The sequence below is a fragment of the Streptomyces sp. NPDC005955 genome, assembly GCF_042871255.1.
Lineage (GTDB): Bacteria > Actinomycetota > Actinomycetes > Streptomycetales > Streptomycetaceae > Streptomyces.
Genome location: NZ_JBIAIF010000018.1, coordinates 109374 through 123884, shown reverse-complemented (window position 1 = coordinate 123884; position 14511 = coordinate 109374). Strand labels below are relative to the sequence as shown.

At 73.1% G+C, this 14511-nt stretch carries 14 protein-coding genes; 4 read left to right on the top strand and 10 right to left on the bottom strand.

Annotation, left to right across the window (positions count from 1 at the left end; translation table 11 throughout):
• Positions 1-77: 77 nt before the first annotated feature.
• The gene (locus ACFYOU_RS31070) at positions 78-1130 is read right to left on the bottom strand and encodes a nitroreductase (RefSeq protein ID WP_391310344.1); all 1053 of its coding nucleotides are present in this window, start codon (positions 1128-1130) and stop codon (positions 78-80) included.
• Between the two features lie 596 nt (positions 1131-1726).
• Here ACFYOU_RS31070 and ACFYOU_RS31065 point away from each other — a divergent pair.
• Positions 1727-3967 carry a SpoIIE family protein phosphatase gene (locus tag ACFYOU_RS31065; protein ID WP_391310342.1) on the top strand — a complete coding sequence of 747 codons (2241 nt, stop codon included), beginning with the start codon at positions 1727-1729 and terminating at the stop codon, positions 3965-3967.
• On the opposite strand, the gene ACFYOU_RS31060 is transcribed toward ACFYOU_RS31065, so the two are convergent.
• Together ACFYOU_RS31060 and ACFYOU_RS31055 are read right to left on the bottom strand one after the other, a co-directional pair.
• Positions 3945-4988: an alpha/beta hydrolase-fold protein gene (locus ACFYOU_RS31060; RefSeq protein ID WP_391310340.1), complete on the bottom strand. Its 1044-nt coding sequence runs from the start codon at positions 4986-4988 to the stop codon at positions 3945-3947. The two genes, ACFYOU_RS31065 and ACFYOU_RS31060, sit on opposite strands and share 23 nt — an antisense overlap.
• Positions 4989-5047: 59 nt before the next feature.
• A complete protein-coding gene (locus ACFYOU_RS31055) occupies positions 5048-6460 on the bottom strand; it encodes an FAD-dependent oxidoreductase (RefSeq protein WP_391310338.1) in 1413 nt (470 codons plus the stop codon).
• A gap of 59 nt (positions 6461-6519) precedes the next feature.
• Here ACFYOU_RS31055 and ACFYOU_RS31050 point away from each other — a divergent pair, with 59 nt between their 5' ends.
• Both ACFYOU_RS31050 and ACFYOU_RS31045 read left to right on the top strand, forming a co-directional pair.
• Positions 6520-7578, top strand: coding sequence for an NAD(P)-binding domain-containing protein (locus ACFYOU_RS31050; RefSeq protein ID WP_391310376.1), 1059 nt, complete (start codon positions 6520-6522; stop codon positions 7576-7578).
• Positions 7579-7664: 86 nt separating this feature from the next.
• Positions 7665-8042: an ArsR/SmtB family transcription factor gene (locus tag ACFYOU_RS31045; RefSeq protein WP_389773531.1), complete on the top strand. Its 378-nt coding sequence runs from the start codon at positions 7665-7667 to the stop codon at positions 8040-8042.
• 36 nt (positions 8043-8078) lie between these two features.
• On the opposite strand, the gene arsB is transcribed toward ACFYOU_RS31045, so the two are convergent.
• On the bottom strand, positions 8079-9182 hold the full coding sequence (gene arsB, locus ACFYOU_RS31040) for an ACR3 family arsenite efflux transporter (protein WP_391310335.1): 1104 nt from the start codon (positions 9180-9182) through the stop codon (positions 8079-8081).
• On the bottom strand, positions 9179-9487 hold the full coding sequence (locus tag ACFYOU_RS31035) for a metalloregulator ArsR/SmtB family transcription factor (RefSeq protein WP_391310332.1): 309 nt from the start codon (positions 9485-9487) through the stop codon (positions 9179-9181). The genes arsB and ACFYOU_RS31035 overlap by 4 nt, the downstream gene beginning before the upstream one ends.
• Before the next feature lie 104 nt (positions 9488-9591).
• On the opposite strand from ACFYOU_RS31035, the gene ACFYOU_RS31030 reads away from it, so the two are divergent.
• Positions 9592-10011 (top strand): arsenate reductase ArsC, encoded by a 420-nt coding sequence (locus ACFYOU_RS31030; protein ID WP_391310330.1) that lies wholly within the window; start codon positions 9592-9594, stop codon positions 10009-10011.
• Positions 10012-10062: 51 nt separating this feature from the next.
• Here the strand turns inward: ACFYOU_RS31030 and ACFYOU_RS31025 are convergent, their stop codons facing one another.
• From ACFYOU_RS31025 to ACFYOU_RS31005, 5 genes are all read right to left on the bottom strand, one after another.
• Positions 10063-10389 carry a DUF1048 domain-containing protein gene (locus tag ACFYOU_RS31025; RefSeq protein WP_391310329.1) on the bottom strand — a complete coding sequence of 109 codons (327 nt, stop codon included), beginning with the start codon at positions 10387-10389 and terminating at the stop codon, positions 10063-10065.
• A gap of 1 nt (position 10390) precedes the next feature.
• Positions 10391-10747 carry a DUF1048 domain-containing protein gene (locus tag ACFYOU_RS31020; protein WP_391310327.1) on the bottom strand — a complete coding sequence of 119 codons (357 nt, stop codon included), beginning with the start codon at positions 10745-10747 and terminating at the stop codon, positions 10391-10393.
• Positions 10744-11070: a helix-turn-helix transcriptional regulator gene (locus ACFYOU_RS31015; protein WP_391310325.1), complete on the bottom strand. Its 327-nt coding sequence runs from the start codon at positions 11068-11070 to the stop codon at positions 10744-10746. Before ACFYOU_RS31015 ends, ACFYOU_RS31020 begins: the two co-directional genes overlap by 4 nt.
• A gap of 109 nt (positions 11071-11179) precedes the next feature.
• Positions 11180-12805 carry an MFS transporter gene (locus ACFYOU_RS31010; protein ID WP_391310323.1) on the bottom strand — a complete coding sequence of 542 codons (1626 nt, stop codon included), beginning with the start codon at positions 12803-12805 and terminating at the stop codon, positions 11180-11182.
• A 225-nt stretch (positions 12806-13030) separates the two neighbouring features.
• Positions 13031-14398, bottom strand: coding sequence for an L-serine ammonia-lyase (locus ACFYOU_RS31005; RefSeq protein WP_391310321.1), 1368 nt, complete (start codon positions 14396-14398; stop codon positions 13031-13033).
• Between the last annotated feature and the right edge of the window lie 113 nt (positions 14399-14511).

Here is a 14511-nt window from a genome sequence, read left to right as displayed (position 1 = left end):
CCGGGGCTTCCCGGGACCTCCAGGGGCCGCCGCGCCCGCCGGGGGCTGTCGCGCCGCTCGGATGGCAGCCGTCCCGCTCACGCCGCGGGCGGCTCCCCGGCCGTTCCGGCGTACGTCAGCACCTCCGAGACGGTGCGCCGCGGGGCCGCCGGTCCTGGCTCCCCGTAGCCGAACCTGACGACCATCTGGGCGTGTCCCATCGGGGTCAGCGGGTCCCGGATCGCCCAGCGCAGTTCGTCCCACTCCAGGGCCTCGGACGCGAGCGAGGTGACGAGACCGTCGAGGGTCGCCTCCAGCAGCACCCGTTCCAGCGCCTGGCCCGCCCGGAGCCAGTCGACCGGCGTGTCACCGTGCGTGCCGAGCACGGCCAGCCGGGGCCCCTGCTCGAAGTCGGCCGTCGGCCGCGGCGCGGTGCCGTCCACGTCGAAGTCCCGCACCGGTCCGTTCCCCGCGCGGGAGCGGGGGCCGAAGGCCGCCGTCGGGACGCCGTCGCTGCGCGGCCCGCCGTCCGGGGCCTCGCCCGTCCAAGAGGCCAGCTCCGCGCGCAGCGCCTCGTCGGACAGCGTGCGCTGCTCGGCCTCCCGGCCCAACTGCAACACGGTCTCCCGATGGAACTCGTCGGCGAACGCGAGCCGTGCGCCCTCGATCAGTGCGGCCCGCCGCAGGGTGTCCAGCAACTGTTCGTCGATCGGCTCGTCGCTGAAGGGCGCCCGGGTGGTCCGGCGGCGGCGCAACGCGGGGTACAGGTCCGTCAGCTCGTCGTACGCGTCGGCGGTGCCGTCGTAGGGCTCGCCCGACTTCTGGTAGGTCTCCGTGGTCTTGCGGTACGGCTCCCGGGTCGCGTCGTACAGGGCCCGGCCGTCGTCCAGCCCGACCTCGGCCAGGGCGTAGGGGTCCGCCGGGTCGGGCAGCAGGGTGGTGACCGGTTTCCAGCCCGCGCGGGCGGCGGCCACCCGCAGGTTGAACAGCGCGGCGGCGCACCCCAGATGGGTGGCCCGGCCTTCGGGGTCGGACAGGGCGATCCGGCGCTCCGGGTCCGCCCGCACCTGGAAGACCCGGCGCTGCGGATCGAAGCGGAACAGCCACGGTTGCGCGTTGTGCATGGACGGTGCCGTGATCGCGTCGGCCACCAGGGCCTCGACGGCTTCCGGCGTGAGGGTGGTGTCCCACCCGTGCGGTGCTGGAGCAGCGTCTGTGTGTGGAGCGGCAGGAGTCTTCACCGGTACCGCGGCCTCCTCGGGGAACACCCGGTCCTGCGGGCTGGTCGGTCTGGAGCTTCGGTCGTCGGGGCGGTGCCGAGCGGCGGGCCGGCCCCGGGGCGTCCGGGACGGGCGGCACCGTCGTGCGGCACCAGGTCCTCACCTCCAGGGTCGACGCCCCCGCAACGGAGCGCGAGGGGCGAAGGTCCCGCACCGGATCCAACCCTTCCGGAAGGCAAAGAAAGGTAAAGGATTCGTCCCCGACAGGCCCCGACGGCCCCGGCGCCCCGGGTCGCTCCGGACGTCCCGGGTCCCGTCCGCCGCGCGACGTTTGGCGGCCCGTCCCGACTGTTCCTAGAGTGAGCAGCACGACGCAACCACCCGAACGGACACCACGTACAGCGGGACACCACGAGACCGTCACCGCACGACCGCGGTGCCGCCGGCGGGAACCGCCCCCTCCGGGGAGCGGCCTGACCGCACGCACGGCACGCACCGCGAGCGGGCCCTCGCGAGGAGCGGCGACCGTGATTCCAGAGCGCACCGACGAACGGCCGCACGGCGAAGCGGAGCCCCGCGTCCCGGCGGGCCCGCGAGCCGACGGTCCCGGACTGCGCGGTGCCGTCCTCGCCCTGCTGGCCGCCCGGGACACCGGGACCCTCCTGGTCACCGCCCTCGACGCGCTGCGCACAGGCAGCGGGAGCCACACGGGAGCGTTCTACCTCGCCGGCGACGACGGCTGGCTCCGGCTCACCGCCGAACACGGACTCGCCGGCGACCTCGTCGAGCGCTTCCCGGTCCTCGCCCCGGACGCGACCTTCGCCGTGTCCGTCGCCGCCCGGGAACGACGGCTCTTCCACGGGCTCGTCGACGACCCGGGCGACGGCGTCGCGCCCGGCACCGACGGGTCCCCGGAGCCGGGCGGCCGGCCGGTCGCGTTCGTCACGGCGCCGCTGCTGGTGGACGACCGGTGCCTCGGTGCGCTGCTCGTCATGCTCGACCCGCCCCGGCCGCTGAGCGCCGCCGACGACCGGCACCTGGCGATGGTCGCCACCCTGTGCGCCCACCGCATCGACCACCTGGTGGCCCTGGAACGGGCCGGGGTGCCGGCCGGAAGCCCGAAGCTCGACCCCGCCGAGCGCGCGGCGTTCCGGCGCAGTCGCCAGACCCGGCTGGAACTCGCGATGTCCAGCGGCTCCATCGGCTCCTGGGAGTGGCACGTCCCCTCCGGCGAGGTGGTCTGGGACGAGCGGCAGATGCGGCTGTTCGGCTTCGACCCGGCGGACTTCGACTCCCGGGTGGAGACGTTCCGCGCGGCCGTCCACCCCGACGACCGCGCGGCCCTCGACCGGGCGCTCGACGAGAGCCTGCGGACGGGCGCCTACTACGCCGCGTACCGGGTGGTGCTGCCCGACGGCACCCTGCGCTGGATCGAGGTCAAGGGCGCCCTCGAACGCGCCCCGGACGGCACGCCCGACCGCGTCATCGGCGTCTCCTGGGACGAGACCGAACAACACGAACGGATGCGCCGCAGGGAGGCCCGCCGCGACTTCGTCCTCCGGGTGACCAGGGCGTTCGCCGCCGCCCGCGCCACCCGCGACATCATCGACGTGATGGGCCGGATCGTGCTCCCGCAGGTCGGTGGACGCGCCCTGGCACTGCACATCGAACACGACGGGAGGCTGCTGCTCGAGGGCGCCATCGGCTACGAGGAACCGGCCCGGGAACGCCTGCGGCTGATGGGCACGGTCCGTGACAACCCCCTGGCGGTGGCCCTCGCGGAAGGGCACCCGCTGTTCCTGCCGTCGCGCGCCGCCTACCTCGAACGCTTCCCCGACCCCCGCTTCCGGCCGCCGCGGGAGCACCACGCGTTCGTCCTGCTCCCGCTCGCCTCGGCGGACGGCACCGTGGGCAGCTGTCTGATCTCGTACGCGCAGCCCCGGGAGTTCACCTCCGACGACCAGACCGTCGCCACCGCGATCTCCGGCATCCTCACCCAGTCCCTGGCCCGGACCCGGCTCGCGGACGTGTCCCGGCGCCGGATGACCGACCTCCAGCGGCTGATGATGCCCCGCTCGCTGCCCCGGCTGCCGGGCTACGCCATCGCCGCCCGCTACCGGCCGGCGGCCGGGGGGATGCAGGTGGGCGGCGACTGGTTCGACGTGCTGCCCCGCGACGACGGCGGCGCCTCGCTGGTGATCGGGGACGTCCAGGGACACAGTGCGCAGGCCGCCGGGGTGATGGGCCAACTCCGCACGGCCCTACGGGCGCACGCCTCCGACGGCTTCCGTGCGAGCGGGCTGATGTGCCGCGGCAACCAGACGCTGTGGGGGCTGGACACCGAACGGTTCGCCACCTGCTGCATCGTGGACATCGCCGTGGGCACCGGCGCGTACCGCATGGTCCGGGCCGGGCATCCGCACCCCCTCCAGACGGAGCCCGACGGGTCGGTCCACGAGGTCGTCGCGGAGGGCGGCCTCCCGCTGGGCTGTCTGCCCGACGACATCTACCCCGTGCACCAGGGCGTACTGGCCCCCGGAGCCACCCTGTTGCTGTACACGGACGGCCTGGTGGACACCCCGGACGGTCCCTACGACGCGGCCGTGGAACGGGTGCGGGACGCTCTCGCCCGGTGGGCGGTCGGCACCCGGGACGGTGATGCGCAGTCCCGGTTGGAGTTCCTGGCCGACACGCTGGTCTCCCGCGACTTCACCGACCCGGGCCACGACGACATCGCCCTGCTGCTCATCCGGCACCTCCCCGGCTGACGCCCCCGGCCGCGCCCCGGGGACCCAGGGCGTTCAACAGCATCGGCAGCGCGCGGCGCAGTTCGCGGTGCCCGTAGGTCCCGCCGTGGGTGCCGGGGTAGAGGTGGGTGGTGACGGGAGCCCCCAGGGACGCGAGGCGTGCCGCCAACAGCCGTGCCTCTTCGGCGCAGACGGCTTCGGTGAGGGAGACCACCCCGGGGTCGGCGAGGGCGGCCCACTTCTCGGTGCCGGGGATGTGCGGGTCGGGCTCCTCGCCGTCGAGGGGGCCGGGGGTCCCGTCCCCGCAGGCGAGGTGGACGGGCGTGCGCCGCAGCCCCTCGGCCCGGTGGTACGGGTCCCAGTCCAGCCAGACCTTCCACTGTTCCCACGGATCGCCGAAGACCGCGTACCCGTCCACGCCGAGGTACTTCGCGCCGGACAGCCACACCTCCGGGTGCCGGACCGGGTGCACCGGGGCCCCGAACGCGGCGACGGCGCCGAACAGTCCGGGGACCCGGGCGGCCATCCCCAGGGCGCCGAAGCCCCCCTGGGACTCCCCGGCCGCGGCCCGCTGCTGATCCGCCCCGTACTCGCCTTCCACCAGGCGGAGCACCTCACGGAGGAAGTAGGTCCGCACCCGGGGTGCGCCCCGTTCGCCGTGGTTCCACCAGTCCGTCCAGAACCCGAACAACGGCATGCCGGGCATCACCACCAGCACGTCCTGCAACTCGTCCAGGTCCTGTACCCGGAAGAGCGTCGTCCAGGTGGTGTGGTCGCCGTCGCCGCCCGCCAGCAGGTAGAGGGTCGGCCAGCGGTCCTCGGGTCGGCGCCGGTCCCAGCCGCGCGGGGTGAGCAGGGCCACGGTGCTGCGGTCGCCCAGCGCGGGGGAGTCGACGGTCAACTCCACCAGCCGTTCGTCCACCCTGCGTTCCCCGACGATCCGGGCGCTGCCGGCCGGGGCCGGCCGGGGCCGGGACGATCCGGTCGTACCGAGCGCCGCCGCACCGGCGAGCACCGCACGGCGTGTGTGTGCGTATGACATGTCGGCTACTTCGGCACACCGGCGTCACCTCTGTAGTGGTTGCGGGGTGGGGAAGGGGGTTACGTGTCGCAGCCGCCGGCCGGGGTGCCGCAGCAGCCGCCCCCGTCCTGCCGGACCGTGGGCCCGGCCGGGTCGAAGAGCCCGGGGCCGCCGCAGACACCGGTCCCGGGGAGGGTGAGTTCGACCCGGTCGGCCGCGGCGGGGTCGCCCGCGAGGGCGGCGGCCACCGAGCGGACCTGCTCGTACCCCGTCAGGGCGAGGAACGTGGGGGCGCGGCCGTAGGACTTCATGCCCACGAGGTGGAAGTCCCGCTCTGGGTGGGCCAGTTCGCGGTGGCCGTGGGGGCGGACGGTGCCGCAGGAGTGCTGGTTGGGGTCGATCAGCGGCGCCAGTCGGGCCGGTGCCTGCAAGCGTTCGTCCAGGTCGAGGCGGACCTCGGAGAGGAAGGACAGATCGGGCCGGAGACCGGTCAGGACGACGACCTCGTCCACCGGGTCGAGGCGGCGCCCGTCCTCGGCCACCAGGACGATCCGGTCGCCGTCCCGCTCGACCGATTCCGTGCGGAAACCGGTGACCGCGTCCGCGTGGCCCTGCTCGACGGCGGCCTTCGCCGCGAGGCCCAACGCGCCCCGGGCGGGCAGCTGGTCGGCGGTGCCGCCGCCGTAGGTGGAGCCGGTGAGGCCCCGGCGCAGGACCCACACGACCCGCGTCCCGCCGCCGTCCGTGGCATCCGTGGCATCCGCGGCGTCCATGGCTCGGGCGAGGTCGGCGAGGGCGGCGAGCGCCGTGAAGGCGGAGGCGCCGGTCCCGATGACGGCGGTGCGCTTCCCGGCGTACCGGGCGCGGACGGCGGGGTCGGTCAGGTCCGGCACCCGGTACGCGATGCGGTCGGCGGCCGCCTCCTCGCCGAGGGCGGGCAGGCCGCTGGCACCCGCCGGGGAAGGCGTGGACCAGGTGCCGGAGGCGTCGAGCACCGCGCGGGCGGACAGCCGCTCCTCCCGCCCGTCCGCGTGCGCGACCTGGACGACGAAGGGCTGGGCCTCGCGGTCGGCGTCCACGATCCGGTCCCGCCCGGCGCGCGAGACCCCGGTGACGCGCGCCCCGTAGCGGACCCGCTCGCCGAGGACGTCGGCCAGCGGCTGGAGGTACCGCTCCGCCCAGTCGCCGCCGGTGGGGTGGGCGCTCGGGTCGGGGGCGGTCCAGCCGGTGGGGGCGAGGAGCTTCTCGGCGGCGGGGTCGATCACCTCGCCCCAGGGGGAGAACAGCCGGACGTGCGCCCACGCGCGCACCGCGCTGCCGGCGGCCGGGCCCGCTTCGAGGACGAGCGGGGTGAGGCCCCGGGCGGTGAGGTGGGCGGCGGCGGCCAGCCCGACGGGGCCGGCCCCGATCACGATGACGGGCAGTGCGGCGGTGGACGACGCGGGCACGGTGACTCCCTGCTTGTTTCGATATCCATCGATGTCTTGTGTCATCACCCTCCCACCTGCTTCGATGAGCGTCAACATAGACATCTATCGAATTGAGGGTGCTCGTGGAACGCGTCGACGTCGTGGTGATCGGGGGCGGCCAGTCCGGACTGGCGTCCGCCGGCGCCCTGGTGCGACAGGGGCTGACGCCGGTGGTGCTGGAAGCCTCCGACCGGCCGGCGGGATCGTGGCCGCACTACTACGACAGCCTCACCCTGTTCTCCCCCGCCCGGTACAGCGCCCTGCCCGGCCGGCCGTTCCCCGGCGACCCGGACCGCTACCCGCACCGTGACGAGGTCGTCGCCTACCTCACCGACTGCGCCGCCCGTCTCGACGCCGACGTCCGCACCGGACGGCAGGTCGGTGCGGTGCGCCGGGCCGGTGACGGCTTCGAAGTGGAGGTGGCGGGAGGGGAACTGCTGACGGCGCGGGCCGTCGTCGCCGCCTCCGGCTCCTTCGGCCGCCCCCACCGCCCGGACCTGCCCGGACTCGACGCCTTCACCGGCACCGTGCTCCATGCCGCCGACTACCGCGACCCGGCCGCCCTCGCCGGACGGCGCGTGATCGTGGTCGGCGCGGGCAACTCCGCCGTCCAGATCGCCGCCGAACTCCACGACGTCGCCCGCACCACCCTGGCCAGCCGGAACCCGATCCGGTACGCCCCGCAGCGCGTCCTCGGCCGGGACCTCCACTTCTGGCTCACCCTCACCGGCATCGACCGCGCTCCGATCGGGCGCTTCCTGCGCACCCCGCCCTCGCCGCCGATCATCGACGACGGTCGCTACCGCGCCGCCCTCACCCGCGGCGCACCGGACCACCGGCCGCTGTTCACCGGGATCGACGGGGCGAAGGTCACCTGGTCGGACGGGATGCGGGAGGAAGTGGACGCGATCCTGCTCGCCACCGGGTACCGCCCCGACCTGCCCTACCTCGCCGGGATCGACGGCGCCCTCGATCCGGCCGGGCTGCCCCGCCACCGCGAAGGCCGCTCCCTCGTCCACCCCGGCCTCGTGTTCGCCGGTCTGGAGTGGCAGCGCAGCCTCACCTCGAACTCCCTGCGGGGCGCGGGCCGTGACGCCGCCCGCACCGCCCGCGAGCTGGCCGCCCTGCTCGGGCGGCGCTGACCTGCGCGGATCGCCCACTGCCGGGGAGCGGACCCGGGGGCGGCGAGACCCTCGCTCCTTGATTCGACATGTGTGAACATAGACGTATGTCGAACGTGAAGGCGCTCCCGCCGAGCGACACCGCCGAGCCGGGCGGTGTCGCGCCGTGCTGCCCGCCGCTGGCGGAACGCCCCATGACCGCCGGTGAGGCCGAGGTCGCCGCCCGGATGTTCAAGGCGCTCGGCGACCCGGTCCGGCTCCGACTGTTCTCCGCCGTGGCCTCCCACGCGGGCGGCGAGGCGTGCGTGTGCGACATCTCCGACGTCGGCGTCTCCCAGCCCACCGTCTCCCACCACCTGAAGAAGCTCAGGGAAGCCGGCTTGTTGTCCTCCGAGCGGCGCGGCACCTGGGTCTACTACCGGGTCGAGCCGTCCGTCCTCGCCGCCATGGGCAAGCTCCTGGTCGGCGCCCCGGCCGCCGCCTGACCCCGGAGCCCGCACAACGGCCGGGCCCCACCGCGTTCAGGCCCGGGTGAACCGGCGACGCCAGGCGAGGGCGACGTAGACGAGTCCGATCAGGACCGGAACCTCGATGAGGGGGCCGACCACGCCGGCGAGGGCCTGGCCGGAGGTGACCCCGAAGGTGGCGATGGCGACCGCGATGGCCAGTTCGAAGTTGTTGCCCGCCGCGGTGAACGCGAGCGTGGTCGTGCGTGCGTACGTCATCCCGAGCGCCTTGCCCAGGGCGAAGGTGCCGAAGAACATCACCGCGAAGTAGACGAGCAGCGGCAGCGCGATCCGGACGACGTCCAGCGGCCGGGAAGTGATCGTCTTCCCCTGGAGCGCGAAGAGGACCACGATCGTGAACAGCAGCCCGTACAGCGCCCACGGCCCGATCCGCGGCAGGAACCGCGACTCGTACGCCGCACGGCCCGCCTTCCTCTCGCCGAACCGGCGGGTCAGGAACCCGGCGAGGAGCGGGACGCCGAGGAAGATCACCACGTTCAGTGCGATCTCCCCCATGGAGACGTCGAGCCGCTCGCCGTCGCCGAGGCCGAGCCAGCCGGGCAGCAGATCCAGGTAGAACCAGCCCAGCAGCCCGAACGCGAGCACCTGGAACACCGAGTTCAGCGCGACGAGAACGGCGGCGGCCTCCCGGTCGCCGCACGCGAGGTCGTTCCAAATGATCACCATGGCGATGCAGCGCGCGAGGCCGACGACGATCAGCCCGGTCCGGTACTCGGGCAGGTCGGGGAGGAAGGTCCACGCCAGCGCGAACATGACGGCCGGGCCGACGATCCAGTTGACCACCAGCGAGGAGACCAGCAGCTTGCGGTCGCCGGTGACCGCGTCGAGCCGGTCGTAACGGACCTTCGCCAGCACCGGGTACATCATCACCAGCAGGCCGAGCGCGATCGGCAGCGAGATGCCACCGACCTCGATCCTCGCCAGTGCGTCGTTCAGCCCCGGGACCGCACGCCCCAGTCCCAGGCCGACGCCCATGGCGAGCAGGATCCACACCGCGAGGTAGCGGTCCAGGGTGGAGAGCGCGGCGACGACCGACGCGTTCCCCTCCGTGCCGGGACGGGCGGCGGGGGTCCCCGTGGCGGGTCCGGTCGCGGTCACGGGCAGGCCCGCTTGTTCCCGGCGGTGGTGCGGGCGGACTCGGCGAGCGCGGCGAACTGCCCGGACAGCCCGGCCAGGACCTCGGGGCGCAGCTTGTAGTACGTGAAGCGTCCGCAGGGTTCGGTGTCCACCAGACCGGCGTCCCGCAGGACCTTCAGATGGTTGGAGAGGTTGGTCTGCTTGGCTCCGGTCTCCTCGACCAGGTGCGTCGTGCACAGCGTCTCGCGGGCGAGCAGGGTCACGATCCTCAGGCGGAGCGGATCGCCCAGCGCCCGGATCACATCAGCATCGACTGGAGTCAGCATGGGCTGATACTTTCACATCACTACTTGCTGATGTCACTACTTGCTGATGTCAGTAGGTGCTGATGTCATCGGTGGCGGAGTCACCGCGAGACGAGAAGGCGCTCATGTCCCAGCCCCCCGGCCGCAAGCCGTCCGTCCTGTTCGTCTGCGTCCACAACGCCGGCCGCTCCCAGATGGCCGCCGCCTGGCTCGGTCACCTCGCGGGCGACCGCGTCGAGGTGCGCTCGGCCGGCTCGGCCCCGGGCGCCGCCGTCAACCCGGCCGCCGTCGCCGCGATGGCCGAGGTCGGCATCGACATCTCCGCCGAGGTCCCGAAGGTCCTCACCGCGGACGCCGTCCGGGAGTCGGACGTCTGCATCACCATGGGCTGCGGCGACACCTGCCCCGTCTTCCCCGGCAAGCGCTACCTCGACTGGACCCTCGAAGACCCCGCCGGCCAGGGCCTCGACGCCGTTCGCCCCATCCGCGACGAGATCGAGCACCGCGTACGGGGACTCCTGGCCGAACTGGAGGTCGCCCGCTGACCGGCACCCGACGAGTGCCCGAATCCGGGCCCGTCGGGCGGGCGGTCCGTCCTACGTCTCGGTCGTGCCGGACGTCCCGCGGGCGGACTCCTGGTAGAGGTCCGCGTAGGTGCGCGAGTCCTTGATCAGGTCGTCGCAGAACGCGGCGACGTCCTGGCCGATGAGTTGCAGGACGCCCTTGCCACTCGCTGCGCCCTCCTCGAAGAAGTCGACGATCCCCGAGAGCAGGTTCCCGTCGGGCAGGTCGACCGGCCCGACCTTGAAGAAGTACTTCTGCATCTCCTCGTAGACGATCCGGTAGTCCGGCGGTAGCGCCTTGACCCGCGCCGTGTGCGCCCGCCACTGCTTCTTGCCCTCGATGATGTCCTGGATGCCCACGTCAGCCTCCCAGCCGGCTCAGTTTCCTCGCGACGTTCCGGTTCAACTGCTCGCGCCACCGGTCACGATGACCGCGCGCTCCCTCTCCGCCGACCAGTGCCGCGCAGAAGCCCTCGACGTCGTCGCCCAACACCTCGTGGACGCCCTGCCCGTCCGCCGCCGTCTCTTCCAGCAGCCCCAGGGCGCTGTCGAGGATCGGCATCAGGTTGCGGCCGCTGAAGTCCCCGTGGGGGAAGAGGTGGCCCTTGATCTGTTCCCATGCCGCCCGGTGGTCGGCCGGCAGTGCGCCGGCCCGGGCTTCGAACCCCTTCCACTCCCTGGTGAGGTCGCTGCCGGTCATGGTCTCCCAGAAGCTCATCTCCCGCCCTCCTTCAGTTCGTTGATCCGTGACGCCAGGTACTCCCACTTCGCCCAGAACGTCCCGAGCCGTTCGCGCCCCGCGTCGTTGAGCGAGTAGAACTTGCGCGGTGGCCCCACCCCGGACGGCCTCTTCGTCACCTGGACGAGTCCGTTCCTCTCCAGGCGCAGCAGGATGGTGTAGACCGTGCCCTCGACCACGTCGGTGAAGCCGAGTTCGTTGAGCCGACGGGTGATGGCGTACCCGTAGGTCTCCTCGCTGCCGATGATTTCGAGCACGCAGCCCTCCAGCGTGCCCTTCAACATCTCCGTCAGGTCGTCCATCGCGGGTCTCCTCTTCCGTCCTCCCGATACGGTACTACGTAGCGCCGAGTACTGCTACACGGTATCACGTAGTAGTCGGGTGGTCGGCGAGCGCGGTGCGGCGGAGCCCTCAATCCGTGCGCGCCGCCGCCGACTTCGACTCCCGTTCCGGGTCCAGGTCCGGCTCCGGTCCCGGCTTCGACTCCGGAGAACCGGGCCCGTCCCCACCGTGGTCCACGAGCGAAACGCCGCGCAGCATCAGCGCGGCCAGCGCCGCGGTGGCGAGCAACAGCACCGCGGTGACGCCCGCCGCGGTGGCGAGCCCGTCGGTGAAGGCGGCGCGGGCCGCGTCGACCAGACCCGACCGGGCCGGCTCCGGCAGGTCCTCCGCGGCGCTGACGGCGCCGCCGATGGTGTGCTGGGCGTCGCTCAGCGCGGCGTCGTCCACGCCGGCGGGCGCGTGGTCGGCGAGTTGCTGCCGGTAGACGGCGAGGCCGAGGCTGCCGAGCAGCGCCATGCCCAGGGAGAGCCCCAGTTCGGCGCCGCTCTCCGAGAGGGCCGACGCCGCGCCGGCGCGCTCCGGCGGGGCGGAGCCGACGATGAGGTCGGTGGTCAGGGCGAGGATCGGCGTGGTGCCGACGTACAGCAGGGTGAAGCCGCCGACCGCCCAGGCCAGCCCGGACTGCGGCCCCGCGGGCACGATCAGGGCCGCACCGGCCGCGGCCAGCACCAGACAGACGCTGACCACGGTGGCCGGCCGGACCCGGGCGACCACGCGGGGGGCGAGCAGGGTGCCGCCGATGCCGATGACGACGGCGGGCAGCGTCCACAGGCCGGCCTGGAGCGGGGCGAGGCCGTGGACGGACTGGAGGTACTGCATCAACAGGAGTTGGGTGCCGGCGAGCCCGCAGTTCGCGAGCGTCTGGGTGCTCAGCGCGGCGCTGAATGCCGGGACGCGGAACAGGCCGAGGTCCACCAGCGGTTCGTCCAGTCGGTGCTGCCGCCGGACGAACGCCGCGCCCACGGCCAGGCCGACGAGGGCGAAGCCCAGCGGCGCCGGACCCGCGCCCGACTCGGAGAGCAGCTTGACGGCGTAGACCAGCGGGAGCACCGCCAGCAGGGACAGCGCGGCGCTGACGAAGTCGAAACGTCCGGTCGGCCGGGTCGCGCGGTGCTCCGGCAGCAGTTTGGGCCCGACGACCAGGAGCAGCAGCATCACGGGGACGGCGATGAGGAAGACCGAGCCCCACCAGAAGAACTCCAGCAGTGCACCGCCCACCAGGGGGCCGAGGGCCTCACCGCTGATGAAGGCGGTCATCCAGACGGCGACGGCGAAGGTGCGCTGGGCGGGGACCGTGAACATGGTGGCGATCAGGGCCAGCGTGGAGGGCATCAGCGTGGCCCCGGCGACACCCAGCAACGCCCGGGCCAGGATGAGCATTTCGGCGCTCTGGGCGTACGCCGCGAAGACCGAGGCGGCGCTGAAGGCGGTGGCGCCGATCAACAGCAGCCGTCGCCGTCCGACGCGGTCGCCGAGGGTGCCCATGGAGATCAGGAACCCGGAGATCAGGAACCCGTAGACGTCCAGGATCCACAGCAGTTCACTGCCACTGGGGGAGAGGTCCTCGCTGATGGTGGGCGCGGCGAGGTGCAGGACGGTCATGTCCATCGCCAGCATCGAGGTGGGGAGGGCCAGTACGGCCAGCCCCCACCACTCCCGTCGTCCCGCACGCAGCGGCGCGCTCTCGCTGGTCACCGGTGGTGCCTCCTCCGTCCGAGCGTCCCTCCGCTGCGGTCACCCGGCGAAGCGCCGGGCACAGCGAAGGTCCGGACCCGGCGAAGGTCCGGCCGGACGAACGGTAGACCTTCACATCCATGTCAAAGTCAAGCCCTGACCCGGCAGTTGAGGGGGTCCCGTGCGGGTGCCTCCCGCCGTGCAGGGGCGAGCGCACCGCGCAGGCGCACGGTCGGGGTCGGACGCTCAGCACTCGATGATGTTCACCGCGAGCCCGCCCCGCGCGGTCTCCTTGTACTTGACCGACATGTCGGCGCCGGTCTCCTTCATGGTCTTGATGACCTTGTCCAGCGAGACCAGATGGCTCCCGTCGCCCCGCATGGCCATCTTCGCCGCGGTCACCGCCTTCACGCCGGCCATGCCGTTGCGCTCGATGCAGGGGATCTGGACCAGCCCGCCCACGGGGTCGCAGGTCAGCCCGAGGTTGTGTTCCATGCCGATCTCGGCCGCGTTCTCGACCTGCTCCGGCGAGCCGCCCAGCACCTCGGCGAGGGCGCCCGCCGCCATCGAGCAGGCGGAGCCCACCTCGCCCTGGCAGCCGACCTCGGCCCCGGAGATGGAGGCGTTCTCCTTGAACAGCAGCCCGACCGCCCCGGCGGCCAACAGGAAGCGGACGACCCCCTCGTCGTCGGCCCCGGGCACGAAGTTCACGTAGTAGTGCAGGACCGCCGGGATGATGCCGGCGGCGCCGTTCGTCGGGGCGGTGACGACCCGCCCGCCCGCGGCGTTCTCCTCGTTCACCGCCATCGCGTAGAGGGTCACCCACTCCATCGCGTGGGCCAACGGGTCGCCCTCGGCCCGCAGCTGCCGTGCCGAACCGGGTGCGCGGCGGCGGACCTTCAGCCCGCCGGGCAGGATGCCCTCCCGGCTCATGCCCCGCGATACGCAGCTCTGCATGACCCGCCAGATCTCCAGCAGGCCCTCGCGGATCTCCTGCTCGCTGCGCCACGCCTTCTCGTTCTCCAGCATCATCGAGGAGATCGACAGCCCCGATGCGCGGGCCATCCGCAGCAGCTCGTCGCCGGTGCGGAAGGGGTACTTCAAGGGGGTGTCGTCGAGCTTGATGCGGTCGGCTCCGACGGCGTCCTCGTCGACGACGAACCCGCCGCCGACCGAGTAGTACGTCTTCTCCAGGACGGTGCCGCCCTCGGAGTCGTAGGCGAAGAGCGTCATGCCGTTGGCGTGGTAGGGCAGCGCCTTGCGGCGGTGCAGCACCAGGTCGTCGTCGAACGAGAAGGGGATCTCGTGCGCACCCAGCAGGCTGATCCGGCCCTCCGCCTTGATCCGCTCCACCCGCTCGTCGGCGTGTTCGACGTCCACCGTGCGCGGTGACTCGCCCTCCAGGCCCAGCAGCACCGCCTTGGGGGTGCCGTGCCCGTGGCCGGTGGCGCCCAGCGAGCCGTACAGCTCCGCGCGCAGGTGCGCGGTGTGGGCGAGCAGACCGTCGTTCTTGAGGCGGCGGGCGAACATCCGCGCCGCGCGCATGGGGCCGACCGTGTGGGAGCTGGACGGGCCGATGCCGATCGAGAACAGGTCGAAGACCGAGATGGCCACGGGAGAACTCCTAGCTGGTGTCTGGTAGACGCCGTTGTCTGCCAGGTGGTGCGGACCCTCCGCGCCCGGTGGGGAGCGGCACGGACCCGGTGGCTACCGGGGAGACCGGAGGC

What these genes read in the sequence shown, in the direction of transcription:
- ACFYOU_RS31030 (WP_391310330.1), top strand. Translation starts at nt 9,592, where the DNA reads ATGTCCCAGCCCCCCGGCCGCAAGCCGTCCGTCCTGTTCGTCTGCGTC.
- ACFYOU_RS31055 (WP_391310338.1), bottom strand. Translation starts at nt 6,460, where the DNA reads ATGACACAAGACATCGATGGATATCGAAACAAGCAGGGAGTCACCGTG.
- ACFYOU_RS31045 (WP_389773531.1), top strand. Translation starts at nt 7,665, where the DNA reads ATGTCGAACGTGAAGGCGCTCCCGCCGAGCGACACCGCCGAGCCGGGC.
- ACFYOU_RS31060 (WP_391310340.1), bottom strand. Translation starts at nt 4,988, where the DNA reads ATGTCATACGCACACACACGCCGTGCGGTGCTCGCCGGTGCGGCGGCG.
- ACFYOU_RS31020 (WP_391310327.1), bottom strand. Translation starts at nt 10,747, where the DNA reads ATGAGCTTCTGGGAGACCATGACCGGCAGCGACCTCACCAGGGAGTGG.
- ACFYOU_RS31035 (WP_391310332.1), bottom strand. Translation starts at nt 9,487, where the DNA reads ATGCTGACTCCAGTCGATGCTGATGTGATCCGGGCGCTGGGCGATCCG.
- ACFYOU_RS31015 (WP_391310325.1), bottom strand. Translation starts at nt 11,070, where the DNA reads ATGGACGACCTGACGGAGATGTTGAAGGGCACGCTGGAGGGCTGCGTG.